The following is a 19,735-nucleotide window of genomic DNA, read 5'->3' on the forward strand; positions in this document are numbered from 1 at the left end:
CCCGGCCGGTGCCGCTGCCGCGCGCACCCGCGTGCGAGGCGCCGGAGCGCGCGGCAGAAGGGGTGCGCGGCGGCAGCGGCCCCGGTCAGCAGTCGCGCAGTTCCGGTGACTGGTTCAGCAGTTGGCCGCGGATGGAGGTGAAGCGGCCCAGGCGGTCGTCGACCGCCGGGTCGAGGGGGAAAACCGCGACGCGATGGCAGTTCTGGAAGGCGAGACGGACGCCGAAGTGACGTTCCAGCGATCCGCGGATCGCATCGCTCGCCAGCGCACGCAGCAACTGGCCGCGCGCCTGCTCGTCCGGCGGCGGCGTCTGATTGTCGGCGAACTCCCCGCCGTCCTCCTTCAGCCGGACCACCAGCGAGCTGATCATTCCCCATGCGTAGGGCAGGGAGGTACGGACGCAGTCGACAAATGCGGCTTCGTCGACCTCGCCTCGCTCGGCCTGTTCGAGGAGGGCCGGTGAGACGTCGAGCGACATGAGGTTCTCCTCTCGCGGCCCCGCCGGGTCGGGGGGCCTAAGGGACGGGACATGGGGCATCGCGACGGAGCGTATTCGCCTCACGACCCCCCGCATCAACGGTAGGGCGCGCAAGAGCCGGGCACCAGAAGATTGCACAGACAACCGGCCAATGACCGCTGCCGGAGCTGCGGGGGTTTCCGCCGGAAACGTCTGCGGCTCCGGGGCGAATCGCGCGGGCGGCCCCCGGTCGAGTAGCGTGACGCCCCATGCGTCTCGTCATCGCCCGCTGCTCCGTGGACTACGCGGGCCGGCTCACCGCCCATCTCCCCTCCGCCCCCCGCCTCATCCTGGTGAAGGCGGACGGCTCGGTCTCCATCCACGCGGATGACCGCGCCTACAAGCCCCTCAACTGGATGTCGCCGCCGTGCACCCTCAAGGAGGGCGACGGCCAGGTGTGGACGGTGGAGAACAAGGGCGGCGAGAAGCTCATCATCACCATCGAGGAGGTCCTGCACGACTCCTCGCACGAGCTGGGCGTCGACCCGGGTCTGATCAAGGACGGCGTGGAGGCCCACCTCCAGGAGCTGCTCGCCGACCGGATCGAAACGCTCGGCGAGGGCTATTCGCTGATTCGGCGCGAATACCCCACCGCCATCGGCCCGGTGGACATCCTGTGCCGCGACGCCGACGGTCAGACCGTGGCCGTGGAGATCAAGCGGCGCGGCGAGATCGACGGCGTGGAGCAGCTCACCCGCTACCTCGAACTCCTCAACCGCGACCCGCACCTGGCGCCGGTCAAGGGCATCTTCGCCGCGCAGGAGATCAAGCCGCAGGCCCGGGTGCTGGCCACCGACCGCAAGATCGGCTGCGTGGTGCTCGACTACGACGGTCTGCGCGGCATCGAGGACGACAAGCTCCGCCTGTTCTGACCCCTGGCCCCGGCCCGTACGACGGCCCGGTGCGCGCCCGACCGCCCGTGGAGGCGGGCCGGGACGCGTACCGGGCCGTCGCGCGTTCCGTACGGCCCGTACGGAGACTTCCGTACGGGCCGCTGCCGTGGCGTCGTCAGGCCGTCGGGGAGCCGTCCGCGGTGGCCGTGCGGGCGGCGGGGCCACTCTGCGAGTCCGAGGCGGACGGGCTCTGGCCGGTCGGCTTGCCGGTGGGGCCGGTCGGGTCCGGGGTCGTCGGCTCGTCCGTCGGGTCGTCGGTGGGCGTCGGGTCGGTCGGCCGCTGCGTGGGGCGGGTCGGGCGGCCGGTCGGCTCGGTGGGACGGCCGGTGGGACGGGTCGGGGAGGTCGACGGGTCCGTCGGCGTCGGGGAGGTGGTGGGCGAGGTGCTGCTGGGCGCGCCGGTCGACGGGGACGGGCTCTGCGACTCCCGCGACGGGGTGGCCGAGGCGGAGGTGGCGGGCGGCGGCTCGGGCGACCAGGTGTCCGCGGGCGTCGTCGGCTCCCCGTCCGGTGTGGTGGGCTGCTCCAGGGTGGCGGGGCCGCCGGGGCGGTCGTCGCCGTCGCCGGAGGTCGCGCCGAGCGTGACGACGGTGCCGAGCACCGCGGCGAGCAGCACCCCGGCGCCCGCCGCGGCGAGGTTGCGGCGGGTGGTGGATCTCCCGGCCGCGGCGGGCCGGACGGCGGTCTCGTCGTCCTTCTTCCCGGCGGACGCGGTGCGGGTGGTGACGAGCGGCGTGCCGGCCACCGGGGTCGCCGGGCCGGGGCGGGCGTGCCGCGGCCCGGCGGCGGAGGCGGAGGTCGCCGCGGCCGGTGCGGCGGCGGCCGGTACGGCGGCGCCGGGTGCGGGCGGTGGCGGGGTTCCGGTGCCCTCGGCGCTCTGCCGTTCCCGGTCGGCGACGAGGGCGAGGGCGCGGCGGCCGGCGACCGCGCCGCTGCGGTCGGAGAGCACGCCGCGCAGCCCGATGGACGCCTCCAGTTCGGCGCGGGCCCGGTCGAGGTGGTCGCCGCAGAGCGCCAGGACGCCCAACTCGTGGTGGAAATAGGCTTCTTCGGCGACCTCGCCGGCCAGCCGGGCGGCCTCCTGGCCGTGGCGCAGACCGCGCTCCCAGGCGCTCCAGTGGAGTCCGGCGGCGAAGGCCGGGGCGGCGGTGCGGGCCAGCAGCACGGCGGCGCTGGCGTGAGCGCCCTCGCGGCCGGCGGTGAGCGCGGCCATCGCGGCGAGGACGGCGTCCGCCTCGGCGGCGGCGCGCTCCGGGGTGACCGAGGGGTGCCCGGCCCACCAGGCGTAGTGCTGGGCCGCGGTGTGCGCGCGGGCGGTGGCGCCGTCGGCGTATCCGGCGGCGGTCAGTTGGTCGCGGACGGTGGCGGCGAGACGGTAGTGGCCGCCCGCCGGGGTGATCAGCCCGCAGCCGAGGAGGTCGCCGAGGGCGGCGTCGGCGTGGGTGTCCTGGGTGAGGGCGGGCAGATGGGCCTGGTGCGGGAGTTCGCCGCCGAGCGCCACGGCGAAGCGCAGCGTCTCCTGGGCGGCCGGACCGAGCCGGTCGGCGATCAGCGGTGCGGGGGCCGCGGCGTCGGCGGCGGACGGCAGCGGGGTGTGGTGCCGTCCGGGGGCGCCCGCGGCGGTGGGTGCGAAGAGGCCCGGACCGTCACCGGCGGCGTCACCGCCCCGGTCACGCAGCCGCAGCAGCGCCGCCGCCTGGACGAAGCGCAGCGGCAGCCCCTCGGACTCGAACCACAGGTCGGCGGCCCAGGCGGTCTCCTCGTCGGTCAGCGGCCGCTGCACGGCGCGCTCCAGGAGGCGCAGGCAGGCGGCGCGGCCGATACCGCCGAGGAAGACCTCCTCGACGGGGCACCCGGGGCTGGGCGCCGGGACGTCGGGGGTGGCGGAGAAGAGGAAGGCGCACTCGGGGGTGGCGTCGAGCAGTTCGTCCAGCGCCCGGCCGCCGAACTCCAGGTCGTCGAGGACGACGATCGCGCCGATACCGGGGAGCAGCCGCAGCAGCTCCTCGCGGTCGGGGCGGTACTGCGGGGTGCGGTGGACGGCGGCGAGGAGTGCGTACAGCAGGTCGGTGGGGGTGCGGTGGTAGCCCGAGAGGCGGACGACGCCGTCGGGGGCGACACCGGCGCAGGCGGTGGCGACGGCGTCGAGGAGGCGGGTGCGGCCCGCGCCGGACGGCCCGGTGAGCCGTACCGAGCGGCCCCGGGTCAGCAGCCGGACCAGCCGTTCGGTCTCCTCGCCGCGCTCCTCCAGGGTGGCGGTGCGGGAGGCGTGGACGGGCGCGCCGGGCGGTACCGGCGGCGCGGCGGCGCGGGCGGCCTCGGCGCGCTCCTCCGCGTCCCGCCGGGCGGGCTCCGCCGGGCGGTCCCCGGGCGGGCAGGGTTCCATCTCGCTGCCGTCGAGGGGATTGACGGTGACGAGGTAGCGTCCGGCGACGAGACGGACGGTGCGGACGGGCTCGTCGGGGCCGGTCCGCATTCCGCCGAAGGCCGGTACGCCCGGTGCGGCGCCGCCCGCCGGGACGCCGTTCTCCTCGGGCTCCCGCCCGGTGTTCGGGTCCATGCTCACAGCCCCCAGCTGCCCTTCTGTGTCGCTGCGCCCGGCCGCGCGGGCCCGTCCTCGCGGCCGGGTGCGCGCCGTCGTCGTGTGGTCCGGCCGATGCCCCGGCCGCGCGGTGCGGGCCGGGCAGAGGTCAGTTGCCGCGGCTGTCGCGGACGCGGAAGGTGACCCTAGCCCCGGGATGGTACGGGTCCGCCGCCGGGGCCCTGACATGTCCGGAACGACCCGTTCCGGCCGGATGGCGCCGGAGCCGCCGGTCCCGGGCGGCGGTCGCCGGGCGCGCCGGGGCTCACACCCGGGGCAGCGTCTCCGCCGCGAGCCCGCCCTCGATCGCGAGGATGCGGTGCAGCTTGGTGGCGACCAGCAGCCGCTGCATCTGGGGCGGCACCCCGCGCAGCACGAGGCGGCGGTTGACCCGGCCCGCCCGGCGGTGTGCCCCCATGATCACGCCGAGCCCGGTGGCGTCCCAGGAGTCCAGCTCGGTCAGATCCAGTACGAGATCGCCGTATCCGGAGTCGACGGCGGTGTGCAGGGCCGTACGGGCGTCCGCCGCGCTGCGGACGTCGAGGCGGCCCCCGACGATCAGCTCGGCGTAGTCGCCCTTGATGTGCATATGCGCTCCCCGAATGGTGTGGTGCCGTGCTGGAGGCGGCCCCGCCGTTCCCGGCGGGGCCACCCCTGGAGGTCTACCGAACTGACTGCCTCTCCGGCGGCGAAGTTGCCGCCCGTGAGCGAACCGATACCGAATTCACCCGACGGGGTGACCACTTCGCCGCCCCTGATCTGACGTCACGTCAGCATCCGTGGACAGGGCCCCTCCTGAGCTTCCAGGATGCCAGGCCGGGCCGCCGTTTCAGTGCGCGTAGAAGCCGCGTCCGCTCTTACGGCCGATGTCACCCGCGTCGACCATCCGCCGCATGACCTCCGGCGGCGCGAACTTCTCGTCCTGCGACTCGGCGTAGATGTTGTCGGTGGCGTGCAGCAGGATGTCGACGCCGGTGAGATCGGCGGTGGCCAGCGGGCCCATCGCGTGACCGAAGCCCAGCTTGCACGCGAGGTCGATGTCCTCGGCGCTCGCCACGCCCGATTCGTAGAGCTTGGCCGCCTCGACGACCAGCGCGGAGATCAGCCGGGTGGTGACGAAACCGGCGACGTCGCGGTTGACGACGACGCAGGTCTTGCCGACGGACTCGGCGAACCCGCGGGCGGCGGCGAGGGTTTCGTCACTGGTCTTGTAGCCGCGCACCAGCTCGCAGAGCTGCATCATCGGCACCGGCGAGAAGAAGTGCGTGCCGACGACCCGCTCGGGGCAGGAGGTCGCCGCGGCGATCTTGGTGATCGGGATCGCGGAGGTGTTGGAGGCGAGGATCGCGTCGTCCTTGGCGAGCTTGTCGAGCGCCTGGAAGATCTCCCGCTTGACCTCGATCTTCTCGAAGACCGCCTCGACGACGACATCCGCGTCACCGACCGCGTCCAGATCGGTGGTGGTGGTGATCCGGGCCAGCGCCTGCTCGGCGGCGTCCGCGTCCAGCTTCCCCTTGGCGACGAACTTCGCGTACGACGCCTCGATACCGCCCTTGCCGCGGGCCAGCGCCCCGTCCGTCACATCGCGGAGCACCACGTCCCACCCGGCCTGGGCGGAGACCTGTGCGATACCGGACCCCATGAGTCCGGCACCGATGACGGCGAGCTTCTTTGCCACTGCTGTCCCCTCACACGCTGTGTTTCCCAGAATCGGTCAGGGTGACGATATCTGTACTGAGCGATCGTTTGGTAGGTAAGAGACACGCGTCACGCCGGGCCCCGGCGAACGGCACGGAGGCCGGGCCCGCCGTCCCCCGGAAGGCCGTCAGACGGCCCCGCAGGCGGCGCAGTTCGGGCCCTCGCCCGGCCCGCGCGGGCGGCCGGTCCGGCGGCCCGCCGCGTACGCTCGTGCCATGGTGAATCTGACGCGTATCTACACCCGCACCGGCGACAAGGGCACCACCGCGCTGGGCGACATGAGCCGCACCGCCAAGACCGACCGCCGGATCGCCGCCTACGCGGACACCAACGAGGCCAACGCGGCGCTCGGCGTGGCCCTGGCCCTGGGCCAACTGCCCGAGGACGTCCGAGCGGTGCTGCTGCGCGTGCAGAACGACCTCTTCGACGTCGGCGCGGACCTGTCCACGCCGGTCGTGAAGGACCCGAAGTACCCGCCGCTGCGCGTCGAGCAGAGCTACATCGACAAGCTGGAGGCGGACTGCGACCACTTCCTGGAGCGGTTGGAGAAGCTGCGCAGCTTCATCCTCCCGGGCGGCAGCGCCGGGGCCGCACTGCTGCACCAGGCGTGCACGGTCGTCCGCCGCGCCGAGCGCGCGACCTGGGCGGCGTTCGAGGAACACGGCGAGACCATGAACCCGCTCACCGCCACCTACCTCAACCGCCTCTCCGACCTGCTGTTCATCCTGGCCCGTACGGCCAACAAGGAGGTCGGGGACGTGCTGTGGGTGCCGGGCGGCGAGCGGTAGTTCCCTCCCGGGCGGGCGCCCGTACCGTCCGCACCGACCGGGCCGGACCGCCTCCCGTGGCGCTCCGGCCCGCGCTCAGCGCAGCGCCTTCGGGGGCCGGACCGGCTCCCCGTCCGGCGCCTCACCGGCCGGCGCCTTCTTCGGCCAGAGCAGGTACGACAGGGCGATCAGGCCGTGGATGGCGACGACCCGGGCCATGGTGAGCTGCCAGCCCCGCAGCGTCGAGGTGTCGCCGCCGTCGCCGACGTACCAGAGGGCCAACTGCAGCAGCCCGGCGGCGACCGCGCCCATCACCACCGTCCGCAGCCACAGCTTCCCCTCGTGGCGGGCGCGGGCCAGGCCGTGGCGGGGCGGCTTCACCGGCCGCGGGGCGCCGCCGAAGCGGTGCGCCACATGGCCGTCGACCCAGCGGATCGTGTAGTGCCCGTAGGCGACGGTGTAGCCGATGTAGACCGCGGCCAGGCCGTGCTTCCAGTCCGCCGTGGCGCCGCCGCGCAGGTCGATCGCGGTGACGGTCAGCAGCGCCAGCTCCAGCAGCGGCTCCAGCAGCAGTACGGCGGCGCCGGCGCGCGGCATCCGCAGCCCGTACCGCAGCGTCAGACCGGCCGCGAGCAGCACCCAGAAACCGACCTCGCAGACGACGATCAACGTCACGACCATGGCGTTCCTCCTCCGGTACCCCTCCAGCCTGCTGCCGCCCGTGGCCCGCGGCGTCGTCGCCCGTGACGAGATCCGGCTGCATCTTTCGATGTAGCGGCGGGCGGGGAAGGCCCGCCACGGCGAGGAGGCGGGCGGCGGCCCGGCCGTGTTGGATGGACGGATGCCGCTGCCCCGCCCCGCCCGTCCGCACCGCGACGACGTCCTCATCGCGGCCGCCGGGCTGCTCGGCGGGGCGCTCCTGTGGGCGCTGGGGCTGCGCGGGACGCCGCTGCTGCCGGGGCTGCCGTCCTGGGCGGCGCTGGTGGCGCTCACCGTGGCCGCCGGGAGCGAACTGCTGCGCCGCACCGCGCCGCTGACCGGTCTGGCGCTCGCCACCGCCGCCCTCGCCCTGGACACCTGCGCCGGGACGCTCCTGGCCACCGTCGTGATGTTCACCGACCTGGTGTACGCGGCGGTGCTGCACGGCGGGCCCCGCGCGGCCCGCCGTATCCCGCCGGGCTCGGCGCTGGTGACCGTCCTCGGCACGCTGGTCGCGCTCGCCGTCGTCCGCGACCAGCGGGGGCTGTTCATCGGCGTCCTCATCGGGCTGGTGACCCTCACGCCCGCCTGGACCGGCCTCATCGTCCGCGACCACCGGGACGCGGCGCAGGCCGCCCGGCTGCGGGCCGAGCAGACCGCGCTGCTCGCCGAGACCGACCGGGTGCAGGCGGTCGCCGCGGAGCGCGCGCGGATGGCGCGGGAGCTGCACGACGTGGTCGCCGGGCATCTGTCGGCCATCGCCCTGCACACCACCGCCGCGCAGACCCTCGACGACCCGGCCGCGACCCGCGAGGCGCTGGGCGTCATCCGCGACAACAGCGTCCGCGGCCTGGCCGAGATGCGCCGCCTCATCGGGCTGCTGCGCGCCTCCGGCGGCGCCGAGGCCGACGGCGAACCGGCCGCCGTCCCCACCCTCGACGGCCTCCCCGCCCTCCTCACCCGCGCCCGCGCCGCCGGAGCCGCCGACGGCCTGACCTTCCGCCTGGACGACACCCGGCCCCCGGACGACGGCGGTACGGCCCGCGGCCCGGCCGACGGCGGTACCCGGCCCGGCCCCACGCCGCGGCACACCCCCGACGCGCCCCCGCCGCTCCCCGTCCCCGTCGAGCTGGCCGCCTACCGCATCATCCAGGAGTCCGTGACCAACGCCCTCAAGCACGCCGCGCCCGGCGAGGTCACCGTCCGCCTCGACCGGCCGCCGGGCGGCCCGCTCACCGCCGTCGTGACCAGCCCGTACGGTGTCCGCCGCGGGCCGGGCGCCGCACGGGTGCCGGGCTCCGGCGCCGGACTCACCGGCATGCGCGAGCGCGCCGCCCTGCTCGGCGGCGACTGCGAGGCGGGCCCGGCGGACGGCCCCGGCGGCCCCGTATGGCGCGTACGGGCCACCCTTCCCACCACCGAGGAGGCACCCCCGGTATGACCGGCACACCCCCGCGCCCGCTGCGTGTCGTCGTCGCCGAGGACCAGTCGGCCGTCCGCGCCGGACTCGTCCTCATCCTCCGCTCCGACCCCGGTATCGAGGTCGCCGGGGAAGCCGCCGACGGCGAGGAGGCGGTCCGGCTCGCCCGCGAGCTGCGCCCCGACCTCGTCCTCATGGACGTCCAGATGCCCCGGCTCGACGGCGTCTCGGCCACCCGCCGCATCACCGCCGAAGGGCTGGCGGACGTCCTGGTACTGACCACCTTCGACCTCGACGCGTACGTCTTCGGCGCGCTGCGCGCCGGGGCCGCCGGCTTCCTGCTCAAGGACATGGACGCGAAGGCGCTGCTCGCCGCGGTGCACACCGTCGCCGCCGGGGACGGCATCGTCGCGCCCGCGGTCACCCGCCGGCTGATCGCCGAGTTCGCCGGAACCCGCGCGCCCCGGGAGCGCGCGGAGCCCGCACCCGACCCGGCGGTACTGGAGACCCTGACCCGGCGCGAACGGGAGGTCCTGGGCGTCCTGGGCCGCGGCCTGTCCAACGCCGAGGCCGCCCTGCGCCTGGAGATGGCCGAGGCCACCGTGAAAACCCACGTCAGCCGCCTGCTGGCCAAACTGGGCCTGCGCAGCCGCGCCCAGGCCGCCGTCCTGGCCCGGGAACTGGGCGTGGAACCGCCACCGCAGCCGTGACCCTACGGAAGTGAGCACGCGGGCGGACCGGAACCGGCGCCGGCCACCGGAACCCACCCCGACCAGGGACGAGCCCGCTCAAGCCATACCGGCCCCCGAGCCCCGTCCGGGGCCCCCTCTCAGCGGGACGGCACGTCAGGCCACATTGACCCGCTGGCCCGGAGGCGCCGCCTCCAGCCACGCGAGGAAGCCGGTGAGGGCGTCCTCACTCATGGCCAGTTCCAGGCGGGTGCCGCTGTGGTGGCAGACGAGGACGACGGAGTCGGAGAGCAGCGCCAGCTCCTCCTCGCCCTGCGGGGTGCGGCGCTCGACGACCTCGATGGCGGAGCGCTCCAGGATGCGGCGGGGGCGCGGCGCGTAGGAGAAGACGCGGAACCACTCGACGCGGTCACCGTTGTAGCGGGCGACGCCGTAGATCCAGCCCTTGCCGCTGGGCTCGCGCTCGTCCTCCGGTACGTCCCAGCGCAGGCTGCAGTCGAAGGTGCCGCCGGACCGCTGGATGAGCCGCCGCCGCAGCCCGAAGACGAACAGCCCCAGCAGCACCAGCACCACGACCGCGCCGCTCACGAGCAGAGCGAGGACCATCTCGACCGACCTCCTCGCCTCTGTGGGGGATCCCCGCGCCGGGTCGGGCGCGAGGGAGGGAAACGCACCTGCATTGCCTCAGCCGCGGGCCGCTCCGGAAGTCTCCGGGCAGCCCGCGGCTGAGGATCGATCTCGTCGGTGACGGGGCTCAGTGAACGCCCGCCACCGCGCGCAGCCGGACATCGGCGCGACGCTCGGCGGCCGCGTCAGCGTCCGACTTCGCTCGCTCCAGTGCCCGCTCCGCGCGCTGGACATCGATCTCGTCCGACAGCTCGGCGATCTCCGCGAGCAGAGACAGCTTGTTGTCGGCGAACGAGATGAAGCCGCCGTGCACCGCGGCGACGACAGTACCGTCCCCGCTCTCGCCGGTCGTACGGATCGTCACCGGGCCCGACTGCAGCACGCCGAGCAGCGGCTGGTGTCCGGGCATGACGCCGATGTCGCCCGACGAGGTGCGCGCGACGACCAGGCTGGCCTCACCGGACCAGACCTGCCGGTCCGCTGCCACCAACTCGACGTGCAGCTCAGCCACGATGGCTCCTCGGGTCTCCACCTGCCGGGTCCGGCAGATGTTGGGTCAAATACTAGTGGTCGTACGGGCCGGGGGCGGCCAGGGCCGCCCCCGGTGCCGAGGCCGGGGTCAGGAGACGCCCAGCTCCTTGGCGTTCCGCTCCAGGTCCTCGATGCCACCGCACATGAAGAAGGCCTGCTCGGGGAAGTGGTCGTACTCGCCGTCCGCGATGGCGTTGAAGGCGTGGATCGACTCGTCGAGCGAGACGTCCGAACCGTCGACGCCGGTGAACTGCTTCGCGACGTGGGTGTTCTGCGAGAGGAACCGCTCGATACGACGGGCGCGGTAGACGGTGAGCTTGTCTTCCTCACCCAGCTCGTCGATACCCAGAATCGCGATGATGTCCTGAAGATCCTTGTACTTCTGCAGGATCGTCTTGACGCGCATCGCGCAGTCGTAGTGCTCCTGCGCGATGTACCGCGGGTCCAGGATGCGGGACGTGGAGTCCAGCGGGTCCACCGCCGGGTAGATGCCCTTCTCCGAGATCGGACGGGAGAGAACCGTCGTCGCGTCGAGGTGGGCGAAGGTGGTGGCCGGCGCCGGGTCGGTCAGGTCGTCCGCGGGGACGTAGATCGCCTGCATCGAGGTGATCGAGTGACCACGGGTCGAGGTGATGCGCTCCTGGAGGAGGCCCATCTCGTCCGCCAGGTTCGGCTGGTAACCCACCGCGGACGGCATACGGCCGAGCAGCGTGGAGACCTCGGAACCCGCCTGGGTGTACCGGAAGATGTTGTCGATGAAGAAGAGGACGTCCTGCTTCTGGACGTCACGGAAGTACTCCGCCATCGTCAGACCGGCCAGGGCGACGCGCAGACGGGTGCCCGGGGGCTCGTCCATCTGACCGAAGACCAGCGCGGTCTTGTCGATGACGCCGGAGTCCGTCATCTCCTCGATGAGGTCGTTGCCCTCACGGGTGCGCTCACCGACACCGGCGAACACCGACACACCGTCGTGGTTGTTGGCCACGCGGTAGATCATTTCCTGGATCAGAACGGTCTTGCCGACACCGGCACCACCGAACAGACCGATCTTGCCGCCCTTGACGTACGGGGTCAGCAGGTCGATGACCTTGACGCCGGTCTCGAACATCTCGGTCTTGGACTCGAGCTGGTCGAAGGAGGGCGCCTTGCGGTGGATCGGCCAGCGCTCGGTGACCTGGGCGGCCGCCTCGGGCTTGTTCAGGATCTCGCCGAGGGTGTTGAAGACCTTGCCCTTGGTGATGTCACCGACGGGCACGGTGATCCCCGCGCCGGTGTCGGTCACCGGGGCCTGGCGGACCAGACCGTCGGTGGGCTGCATCGAGATCGCCCGGATGAGGCCGTCGCCCAGGTGCTGGGCGACCTCAAGGGTCAGCGTCTTGGTCGCGCCCTGCTCGGCAGGGTCGTCGACGTCGACGTGCAGCGCGTTGTAGATCTCCGGCATCGCGTCGACGGGGAACTCCACGTCGACGACCGGGCCGATGACCCGCGCGACGCGGCCTGCGGCCACGCCCGACGCGGCGGTCGGCTCAACAGTGGTGGTCATAGTTGTCAGTCACTCCCCGCGGTCGCGTCGGCCAGGGCGCTGGCGCCACCGACGATCTCGCTGATTTCCTGGGTGATTTCGGCCTGGCGGGCCGCGTTGGCAAGCCGCGAGAGCGACTTGATGAGCTCTTCGGCGTTGTCGGTGGCCGACTTCATCGCGCGCCGCGTGGCGGCGTGCTTCGAGGCGGCGGCCTGGAGCAGCGCGTTGTAGATCCGCGACTCGACGTACCGCGGCAGCAGGGCGTCGAGGACGTCCTCCGCCGAGGGCTCGAACTCGAAGAGGGGAAGGATCTCCCCGCCCTTCGCCGGCTCCTCCTGCTCACCCGCGGCGGTGCCGAGGCTGAGCGGCAGCAGCCGGTCGTCGAGCGCCGTCTGCGTCATCATCGACACGAACTCCGTGAAGACGATGTGGAGTTCGTCCACACCACCCTCGGCGGTGTCCTTCTGCACGGCGGCGATCAGCGGCGCGGCGACCGCCTTCGCGTCGGCGTACGTCGGGCTGTCGGTGAAGCCGGTCCACGACTCCTGCACCGCCCGCTCGCGGAAGGCGTAGTACGACACGCCCTTGCGACCGACGATGTAGGCGTCGACCTCCTTGCCCTCGGCCCGGAGCCGCTCGGTGAGCAGCTCCGCGGCCTTGATGACGTTGGAGGAGTAGCCGCCGGCCAGACCGCGGTCGCTCGTGATGAGCAGCAGTGCGGCGCGGGCCGGCCGCTCCGCCTCGGTCGTCAGCGGGTGCTGGGTGTTCGAGCCCGTGGCAACCGCTGTCACCGCGCGGGTCAGTTCACTCGCGTACGGCGTCGACGCCGCCACCTGACGCTGCGCCTTGACGACGCGCGAGGCAGCGATCATCTCCATCGCCTTGGTGATCTTCTTGGTCGCGGTGACGGAGCGGATGCGACGCTTGTAGACCCGGAGCGAGGCTCCCATGGATCAGGTCCCTTCCGTCGTCACTTGGCGGTGCTGACCGGAGCGTCCTCACCGAGAAGCTTGCCGTCCGAGGTCTCGAACTGCTGCTTGAAGGCGGCGACGGAATCGGTGAGCGCCTGGATGGTGTCGTCGGACATCTTGCCGCCCTCGACGATGCTGACCAGCAGGTCCTTCTTCTCCCGGCCCAGGTAGTCCAGGAGCTCCCGCTCGAAGCGGCGGATGTCCTCGACGGGCACGTCGTCCATCTTGCCGGTGGTGCCGGCCCAGATGGAGACGACCTGGTCCTCGACGGGGTACGGGGCGTACTGACCCTGCTTGAGCAGCTCGGTCATGCGCTTACCGCGCTCCAGCTGGGCCTTCGAGGCGGCGTCCAGGTCGGAACCGAAGGCGGCGAACGCCTCCAGCTCGCGGTACTGGGCGAGGTCCACACGGAGACGGCCGGAGACCTGCTTCATGGCCTTGTGCTGGGCGGAGCCACCGACACGGGAGACGGAGATACCGACGTTCAGCGCCGGGCGCTGGCCCGCGTTGAACAGGTCGGACTCCAGGAAGCACTGGCCGTCGGTGATGGAGATGACGTTGGTCGGGATGAACGCCGACACGTCGTTCGCCTTGGTCTCGACGATCGGGAGGCCCGTCATCGAACCGGCACCCAGCTCGTCGGAGAGCTTCGCGCAGCGCTCCAGCAGACGCGAGTGCAGGTAGAAGACGTCACCCGGGTACGCCTCGCGGCCCGGCGGGCGGCGCAGCAGCAGGGAGACGGCGCGGTAGGCGTCGGCCTGCTTCGAGAGGTCGTCGAAGATGATCAGGACGTGCTTGCCCTGGTACATCCAGTGCTGGCCGATGGCCGAACCGGTGTAGGGCGCCAGGTACTTGAAGCCCGCCGGGTCGGACGCCGGGGCGGCGACGATGGTGGTGTACTCCAGGGCGCCGGCCTCCTCCAGCGCACCGCGCACGGACGCGATGGTGGAGCCCTTCTGGCCGATGGCGACGTAGATGCAGCGGACCTGCTTCTTCGGGTCGCCCGAGCGCCAGTTGTCGCGCTGGTTGATGATCGTGTCGACGGCCAGGGCGGTCTTGCCGGTCTGGCGGTCACCGATGATCAGCTGACGCTGGCCACGGCCGATCGGGACCATCGAGTCGACGGCCTTGTAGCCGGTCTGCATCGGCTCGTGGACCGACTTACGGACCATGACGCCCGGAGCCTGCAGCTCCAGGGCGCGGCGGCCCTCGGACTCGATCTCGCCGAGGCCGTCGATCGGGTTGCCCAGCGGGTCGACGACGCGGCCGAGGTAACCCTCGCCCACGGCGACCGAGAGCACCTCACCGGTGCGCTGCACCGGCTGGCCCTCCTCGATACCGCTGAACTCACCGAGGACGACCGCACCGATCTCGCGCTCTTCGAGGTTGAGCGCGAGGCCGAGGGTGCCGTCCTCGAACTTCAGCAGTTCGTTCGCCATCGCCGAGGGAAGGCCCTCGACCTTCGCGATGCCGTCACCGGCCTCGCTGACCGTGCCGACCTCCTCGCGCGAGGCCGCGTCCGGCTTGTACGCCTGGACGAAGTTCTCCAGCGCGTCCCGGATCTCCTCCGGCCGGATCGTGAGCTCCGCCATCTGGGTTCCCTGCTCTCCTTGTTGGGCCCGAAGTTACTTGCGGGGGTCCGGGGGTTACGTCCCCCGGGGGGTTTCCGCCTACGGCCCAACTCGGGCCGCCGTCGTGCTTGTGCTGTCTCCCGGCGCGGGCTCCCGGCCGCGGCCGGACCTCGCGGTCCGGCCCGTCGGCGGTGGCGCCCTGCCACCGGTGGTGCAGCTCTTGAGTTGGTGGCTGGGTCAGCCGGCCATCCGCCGGGCCGCCTCGTCGAGGCGGTCCGCGATGCTCCCGTTGATGACCTCATCGCCGATCTGCACCTGGACACCGCCGAGGACCTCGGGGTCCACGTCGAGGTTCAGGTGGATCTGCCGTCCGTAGACCGCTGCCAGCGCGGCGGCGAGGCGCGTGCGCTGGCCCTCGCTCATCGGCACCGCCGTGGTGACCACCGCGACCATGCGGTCGCGCCGGTGCGCGGCCAGCTTGGAGAGGGCGTCGAGCCCCGCTTCCAGGCTACGGCCTCGCGGCTGGGCCACGAGCCGGCTCACGATGCGTGCGGTCACCGGGTTGGCCCGGCCGCCCAGCAGCGTGGTCACCAGCTCGGTCTTGGCGGCGACCGAGGCGTTCCGGTCGGTCAGCGCGCGGCGCAGCTCGCCGTTGGAGGTGAGGATCCGGCCGAACCGGAACAGCTCGTCCTCGACGTCGTCGAGCCGGCCGGACCGCTGTGCCGCGGCGAGGTCGGCGCTGTAGGACAGCTCCTCCATCGCGTCGGCGAGGTCACGCGAGCGCGACCAGCGGGACCGGACCATGCCGGACACCAGGGCGGCGGCCGGGCCGCCGATCTTGGTGCCGAGCAGCCGGTCGGCCAGCTCGGCCCGCGCCTCGCCGGACTGCGCCGGGTCGGTCAGGACCCGACGCAGCGAGACCTCGCGGTCGAGCAGAGCGGTGACGGCAGCCAGCTCCTCGGCGAGCTTCGCCGCGTCGACGGACGCGTTGTCCGTCTGCGCGTCGAGCTGCTCGCGTGCGGAGGCGAGTGCCTCGCGGCTCGCTCCGTTCATCGGCCGGCCTCAGCCTTCGTCGTGTCCGACGCCGCCTTGGCCTCGAGCTCGTCGAGGAAGCGGTCGATGGTCCGGCTCTGCCGGGCGTGGTCCTCCAGGGACTCGCCGACGAGCTTGCCGGCCAGGTCGGTGGCGAGCTTGCCCACGTCCTGGCGCAGGGACTGCGCGGCCTGCTTGCGGTCGGCCTCGATCTGGGCGTGACCAGCAGCGATGATGTCCTCACGCTGCCGCTGGCCCTCGGCCCGCATCTCGGCGATGAGCGTCGCGCCCTGCTCCTGCGCCTCCTGGCGCAGGCGCGCGGCCTCGTGGCGGGCGTCGGCGAGCTGGGCCCGGTAGTCCTCCAGGACCTGCTGGGCCTCGGCCTGTGCGGCCTCCGCCTTCTCCATCCCGCCCTCGATCTTCTCGCGGCGCTCGTCCAGAACCTTGTTGATGTTCGGGAGGAGCTTCTTGGCGAGGAAGCCGAAGACGATGAAGAAGGCGACCAGACCGATGACAAGCTCTGGGATCGGCGGGATGAGCGGGTTCTCGGGAACCTCGACCTCACTCGCCAGGCTGACCAGGGTCACGTCAATGCCTTCCGTCTAAGGGGATCGTCGGTGCGGTTCGTTTACTTGTAAACGAAGCCCATGACGATGCCGATGAGGGCGAGCGCCTCACAGAAGGCGAAACCCATGATCTGGTTGGTGCGGATCAGGCCCGCGGCCTCGGGCTGGCGGGCCAGGGCCTGGGTGCCGTTACCGAAGATGATGCCGACGCCGACGCCGGGGCCGATGGCGGCCAGGCCGTAACCGATCGCGCTGGCGCTGCCGGTGAACGCGTCTGCGGAGGCGAGGGTCTGGAGAGCGGACATGCCGGTTCTTCCTTCTCTTTCAAGTACCGGTGGGGGTTGGCCACCGGACGTCTGGGGGTTGGGGGAGGCGGGGTGCTCAGTGGTGCTCGGCGAGCGCGCCCTGCACGTAGTTGCAGGCCAGGAGAACGAAGACGTACGCCTGGACGGCCTGGATGAACAGCTCGAAAGCGGTCATCACGATGGTCATCACGAACGAGGCGCCCGCGTAGACGAAGCCGACGCCGTTCGCCAGGTAGAAGCTGGCGATGGTGAACATCACGATGAGCATGTGGCCCGCGAACATGTTCGCGAACAGTCGCACCGCGTGGGTGAAGGGCCGGATGAGCACGTTCGAGAAGAGCTCGATGACCATCAGGAGCGGCAGGACCGCGCCCAGCGACTTGTCGTAGCCGGTGATGTTCTTCAGACCGCCGACGAAGCCGTGCTTCTTGAACGTGAGGAACATCCACAGGACCCAGACCATCAGGGCCAGACCCGCGGGGAAGGCGATGACCGAGGTCACCGGGAACTGGGCGACCGGAATGATCGACCAGAGGTTCATGATCCACACGAAGAAGAACAGCGAGACCATGAAGGGGACGTACTTCTCGCCCTCCTTCTTGCCGAGCGCGTCGTACACGAGCCCGCGGCGCACGAAGTCGTAACCCGCCTCGGCCACCATCTGGAGCTTGCCCGGCACGACCTTGGCGCGTCCGAAGGCGGCCCAGAAGAACCACACCACGACGACCGTGCTCAGCAGAGCCAGCAGCATCGGCTTGTTGAAATTGAAGCCGCCGATGGTGAAGAGCGGTTCGAAGACGAACGAATGAAGGCCCGGGGCCTCGAAGCCACACCCCGGGATGAAGAGGTGGCACTCCGTGTCGAAGGCGAGCATCGTTTCAGCACTCACCGCGGGCTCCTTCAGCGTGGCGCATGGGTACGGCAACCTCGTTGTGTCGGCGCGGCATTGAGCCACGGAGCGGCACTGGACTGGTCTTGCGGATTAGGGGGTGGCGTCTCGGCGCGGGGCCGGGTCGGATCGCAGGCATCGGCCACGAGGACCTCCGGCTCCAGCTCGTGGAACGCGGGTGCTCAGCCGCCTGCGTCGACTGTGCCGTAGTTGGCACCGGACGATAGCAGGCCCGCGAACGGCCTTTTATTCCGGCCCTACGTGTCACGTCGGCGACCCCGCCGTCTCCGCCTTCTTCGCCTCTGCGGAGTCAGGGTCGACGTAGAGAATCTTCGCCTTCATGTGACCGCGGGTCTGCGCCGCGATCCACACGAGGGTGGCGCCGAGCAACGTGAAGGCGAACGCCTTCGTGTCGAAGAGCGTGGTGTCCTTGAAGGCCATCATGAAGACCGCGACCAGCAGGATCTGCACCGTGTAGAGCAGGAGACCCATCATCTGGAAGAGCTGCGGGTGATTCTTCGCGGTCTGCTGCAGGACGACGAGGCCCGCCCCCATCACGAACACCACCAGCAGGGTGCCGACCACGGCACCGATGGCCCCCGCGCCGCCGACGAGCGCGGCGCTGACCGCGACGGCGACGACGCCGGCGGCAAGCGTGGGCACGAGGGCATGAACGAGAAGTCGGGCGTCATTCGACTGCATGGCGGCGCTCCGGCAAGGGGGTGGGGGTGTTCGTCAGGAACGAGCGTAGACCCGGCCGGCGGAAGAACCTGATGGGCCCAAAGGCCCGGAACTGTGCGGGCCTTCGGCCCTGTCGCCGAGTCTCGTGAACGGTATCACAAACTATTTGATGAGGTCTTTACCTCTATGGTGTGCCACCTGTCACACGTGAGCGTGATCCTGCGCGTTGGTGCAGCGACAGAAAGCACTTTGTCTGCTATGGCGCCAACTCACCCGATTTGATGACGCAGTTGACGGGCGCCGATGACGTCGCACACGGGTTTCAGCGGTGACTGTCCGCGCGGCGGCGGTCCACGAAGCGTGACCGCTCGCCGATCGCGGTGGCGCCGTGCAGCCCCGCGGCGACCGCCTCACGCGCCGCGTCCCGCTCCCCCCGTACGCCCCCGGCGGGCTCCTCCGCGGCGGCTTCGGCGGGCTCGGGGCGGACGACCCTGCGGTAGCGCGGCGGGACGATGCGCTGCGCCCACATCGGCGCCCGCGGCGTGAACCGCGGCAGCAGGAGCAGCACCAGTCCGACCGCGCTCAGCAGCACGATGCCCAGGACGATCCACATGCTCGCGTTGTTGACCGAGTACGCGACCGCGCCGAACGCGATCAGCGCCGACCAGAAGTACATGATCAGCACAGCGCGGCTGTGGGAATGGCCGATTTCCAGCAGCCGGTGATGCAGGTGGCCGCGGTCCGCGGCGAACGGCGACTGGCCGTTCCAGGTGCGCCGGACGATCGCCAGGATCAGGTCGGCGACCGGCACCGCGATGACGGTCAGCGGCAGCAGCAACGGGATGTAGACCGGGACCATCGAGTGCGTCGCCTCGCGGATACCGCCGGTCTTCAGGCTGAGCAGATCCGGATCGACCTGACCGGTCACCGACACCGCGCCGGCGGCCATCACCAGGCCGATCAGCATCGATCCGGAGTCGCCCATGAAGATCCGCGCGGGGTGCATGTTGTGCGGCAGGAAGCCCAGGCACATACCCATCAGCACCACCGAGAACAGCGTCGCGGGCGCCGCCGCCTCGATGCCGTAGCCGAACCACATGCGGTACGCGTACATGAAGAACGCGGCGGCGGCGATGCAGACCATGCCGGAGGCGAGACCGTCGAGACCGTCGACGAAGTTCACCGCGTTGATGGTGATGACGACGAGTGCGACGGTCAGCAGCGTGCCCTGCGTCGGCGACGGCAGGTACGTGCCGACACCGGGGATCGGGATGTACAGGATCGTCAGACCCTGGAGGACCATCACGCCCGCGGCGACCATCTGACCGCCCAGCTTGACCAGCGCGTCCACGCCCCACTTGTCGTCCAGGACGCCCAGCAGCCAGATCAGCGCGGCGCCGGAGAGCAGGGCGCGCGGTTCGTTGGAGTCCGCGAAGACGCTCTTGAGATTGGTCAGATGGGAGGCCACCAGGAGGCCCGCGCACAACCCGCCGAACATCGCGATGCCGCCGAGCCGGGGCGTCGGCTCGCGGTGCACGTCACGGGCCCGGATCTCCGGCATCGCCCCGGCCGCGATGGCGAACTTCCGCACCGGGCCGGTCAGCAGATAGGTCACCGCGGCCGTGACGCACAGCGTCAGCAGGTATTCACGCACGGGCTGCCCCACAGATATAGCTGGCCATCACAGCCCCACACCCTATGCGGGTCCGCGACCACGCCGTACACACAGGTGGCGGGCTGCCGGGTGACGGACGTCCGGCGCCGTCCCCGCGGTGT

20 protein-coding genes are annotated in these 19,735 nt (G+C 71.8%); 4 read left to right on the top strand and 16 right to left on the bottom strand.

Going from position 1 to position 19,735, the window contains the following annotated elements:
- Positions 1-85: 85 nt before the first annotated feature.
- Positions 86-478, bottom strand: coding sequence for an SCO5389 family protein (locus ACGH2B_RS07055; RefSeq protein WP_399085738.1), 393 nt, complete (start codon positions 476-478; stop codon positions 86-88).
- A gap of 248 nt (positions 479-726) precedes the next feature.
- On the opposite strand from ACGH2B_RS07055, the gene nucS reads away from it, so the two are divergent.
- Positions 727-1,389, top strand: coding sequence for an endonuclease NucS (gene nucS / locus ACGH2B_RS07060; protein ID WP_399085741.1), 663 nt, complete (start codon positions 727-729; stop codon positions 1,387-1,389).
- A gap of 136 nt (positions 1,390-1,525) precedes the next feature.
- On the opposite strand, the gene ACGH2B_RS07065 is transcribed toward nucS, so the two are convergent.
- The 3 genes from ACGH2B_RS07065 to ACGH2B_RS07075 all read right to left on the bottom strand — a co-directional run bounded on the left by ACGH2B_RS07065 (position 1,526) and on the right by ACGH2B_RS07075 (position 5,669).
- The gene (locus tag ACGH2B_RS07065) at positions 1,526-3,970 is read right to left on the bottom strand and encodes an ATP-binding protein (RefSeq protein WP_399085744.1); all 2,445 of its coding nucleotides are present in this window, start codon (positions 3,968-3,970) and stop codon (positions 1,526-1,528) included.
- Between the two features lie 286 nt (positions 3,971-4,256).
- Entirely contained in the window at positions 4,257-4,580 is a 324-nt protein-coding gene (locus ACGH2B_RS07070; protein ID WP_399085747.1) for an STAS domain-containing protein, read from the bottom strand.
- Positions 4,581-4,820: 240 nt separating this feature from the next.
- Positions 4,821-5,669 (bottom strand): 3-hydroxyacyl-CoA dehydrogenase family protein, encoded by an 849-nt coding sequence (locus tag ACGH2B_RS07075; protein WP_399085750.1) that lies wholly within the window; start codon positions 5,667-5,669, stop codon positions 4,821-4,823.
- 235 nt (positions 5,670-5,904) lie between these two features.
- Between ACGH2B_RS07075 and ACGH2B_RS07080 the strand changes: the two genes are divergently transcribed.
- Positions 5,905-6,477 carry a cob(I)yrinic acid a,c-diamide adenosyltransferase gene (locus tag ACGH2B_RS07080; protein ID WP_399085753.1) on the top strand — a complete coding sequence of 191 codons (573 nt, stop codon included), beginning with the start codon at positions 5,905-5,907 and terminating at the stop codon, positions 6,475-6,477.
- Between the two features lie 75 nt (positions 6,478-6,552).
- Here the strand turns inward: ACGH2B_RS07080 and ACGH2B_RS07085 are convergent, their stop codons facing one another.
- Positions 6,553-7,137 carry a hypothetical protein gene (locus tag ACGH2B_RS07085; protein ID WP_399085755.1) on the bottom strand — a complete coding sequence of 195 codons (585 nt, stop codon included), beginning with the start codon at positions 7,135-7,137 and terminating at the stop codon, positions 6,553-6,555.
- 160 nt (positions 7,138-7,297) lie between these two features.
- Between ACGH2B_RS07085 and ACGH2B_RS07090 the strand changes: the two genes are divergently transcribed.
- The gene (locus ACGH2B_RS07090; protein WP_399085758.1) at positions 7,298-8,596 is read left to right on the top strand and encodes a sensor histidine kinase; all 1,299 of its coding nucleotides are present in this window, start codon (positions 7,298-7,300) and stop codon (positions 8,594-8,596) included.
- Positions 8,593-9,285: a response regulator gene (locus ACGH2B_RS07095; RefSeq protein WP_399085761.1), complete on the top strand. Its 693-nt coding sequence runs from the start codon at positions 8,593-8,595 to the stop codon at positions 9,283-9,285. Before ACGH2B_RS07090 ends, ACGH2B_RS07095 begins: the two co-directional genes overlap by 4 nt.
- Before the next feature lie 135 nt (positions 9,286-9,420).
- Here ACGH2B_RS07095 and ACGH2B_RS07100 read toward each other — a convergent pair whose 3' ends face one another.
- The 11 genes from ACGH2B_RS07100 to ACGH2B_RS07150 form a co-directional block, all read right to left on the bottom strand.
- Positions 9,421-9,870, bottom strand: a complete 450-nt coding sequence (locus ACGH2B_RS07100) for a DUF2550 domain-containing protein (RefSeq protein ID WP_399085763.1) — start codon at positions 9,868-9,870, stop codon at positions 9,421-9,423.
- A gap of 148 nt (positions 9,871-10,018) precedes the next feature.
- On the bottom strand, positions 10,019-10,402 hold the full coding sequence (locus ACGH2B_RS07105; protein WP_399085766.1) for a F0F1 ATP synthase subunit epsilon: 384 nt from the start codon (positions 10,400-10,402) through the stop codon (positions 10,019-10,021).
- 108 nt (positions 10,403-10,510) lie between these two features.
- Positions 10,511-11,965, bottom strand: coding sequence for a F0F1 ATP synthase subunit beta (gene atpD, locus ACGH2B_RS07110; RefSeq protein ID WP_399085768.1), 1,455 nt, complete (start codon positions 11,963-11,965; stop codon positions 10,511-10,513).
- A 5-nt stretch (positions 11,966-11,970) separates the two neighbouring features.
- Positions 11,971-12,894, bottom strand: a complete 924-nt coding sequence (locus tag ACGH2B_RS07115) for a F0F1 ATP synthase subunit gamma (protein WP_399085771.1) — start codon at positions 12,892-12,894, stop codon at positions 11,971-11,973.
- A gap of 20 nt (positions 12,895-12,914) precedes the next feature.
- Positions 12,915-14,507, bottom strand: coding sequence for a F0F1 ATP synthase subunit alpha (atpA, locus tag ACGH2B_RS07120; RefSeq protein ID WP_399085774.1), 1,593 nt, complete (start codon positions 14,505-14,507; stop codon positions 12,915-12,917).
- A gap of 216 nt (positions 14,508-14,723) precedes the next feature.
- Positions 14,724-15,539: a F0F1 ATP synthase subunit delta gene (locus ACGH2B_RS07125; RefSeq protein WP_399085777.1), complete on the bottom strand. Its 816-nt coding sequence runs from the start codon at positions 15,537-15,539 to the stop codon at positions 14,724-14,726.
- Positions 15,536-16,099 (bottom strand): F0F1 ATP synthase subunit B, encoded by a 564-nt coding sequence (locus ACGH2B_RS07130; RefSeq protein WP_399096779.1) that lies wholly within the window; start codon positions 16,097-16,099, stop codon positions 15,536-15,538. The genes ACGH2B_RS07125 and ACGH2B_RS07130 overlap by 4 nt, the downstream gene beginning before the upstream one ends.
- A 47-nt stretch (positions 16,100-16,146) precedes the next feature.
- Complete coding sequence (gene atpE / locus ACGH2B_RS07135; protein ID WP_143940224.1) at positions 16,147-16,389, bottom strand: ATP synthase F0 subunit C; 243 nt, start codon at positions 16,387-16,389, stop codon at positions 16,147-16,149.
- A 76-nt stretch (positions 16,390-16,465) separates the two neighbouring features.
- Complete coding sequence (gene atpB, locus ACGH2B_RS07140; RefSeq protein ID WP_384595529.1) at positions 16,466-17,263, bottom strand: F0F1 ATP synthase subunit A; 798 nt, start codon at positions 17,261-17,263, stop codon at positions 16,466-16,468.
- A gap of 279 nt (positions 17,264-17,542) precedes the next feature.
- Complete coding sequence (locus ACGH2B_RS07145) at positions 17,543-17,980, bottom strand: hypothetical protein (protein ID WP_399085780.1); 438 nt, start codon at positions 17,978-17,980, stop codon at positions 17,543-17,545.
- 301 nt (positions 17,981-18,281) lie between these two features.
- A complete protein-coding gene (locus ACGH2B_RS07150; RefSeq protein ID WP_399085783.1) occupies positions 18,282-19,625 on the bottom strand; it encodes an MraY family glycosyltransferase in 1,344 nt (447 codons plus the stop codon).
- Between the last annotated feature and the right edge of the window lie 110 nt (positions 19,626-19,735).

This window comes from Streptomyces sp. BBFR2 (genome assembly GCF_044497305.1).
GTDB lineage: Bacteria > Actinomycetota > Actinomycetes > Streptomycetales > Streptomycetaceae > Streptomyces.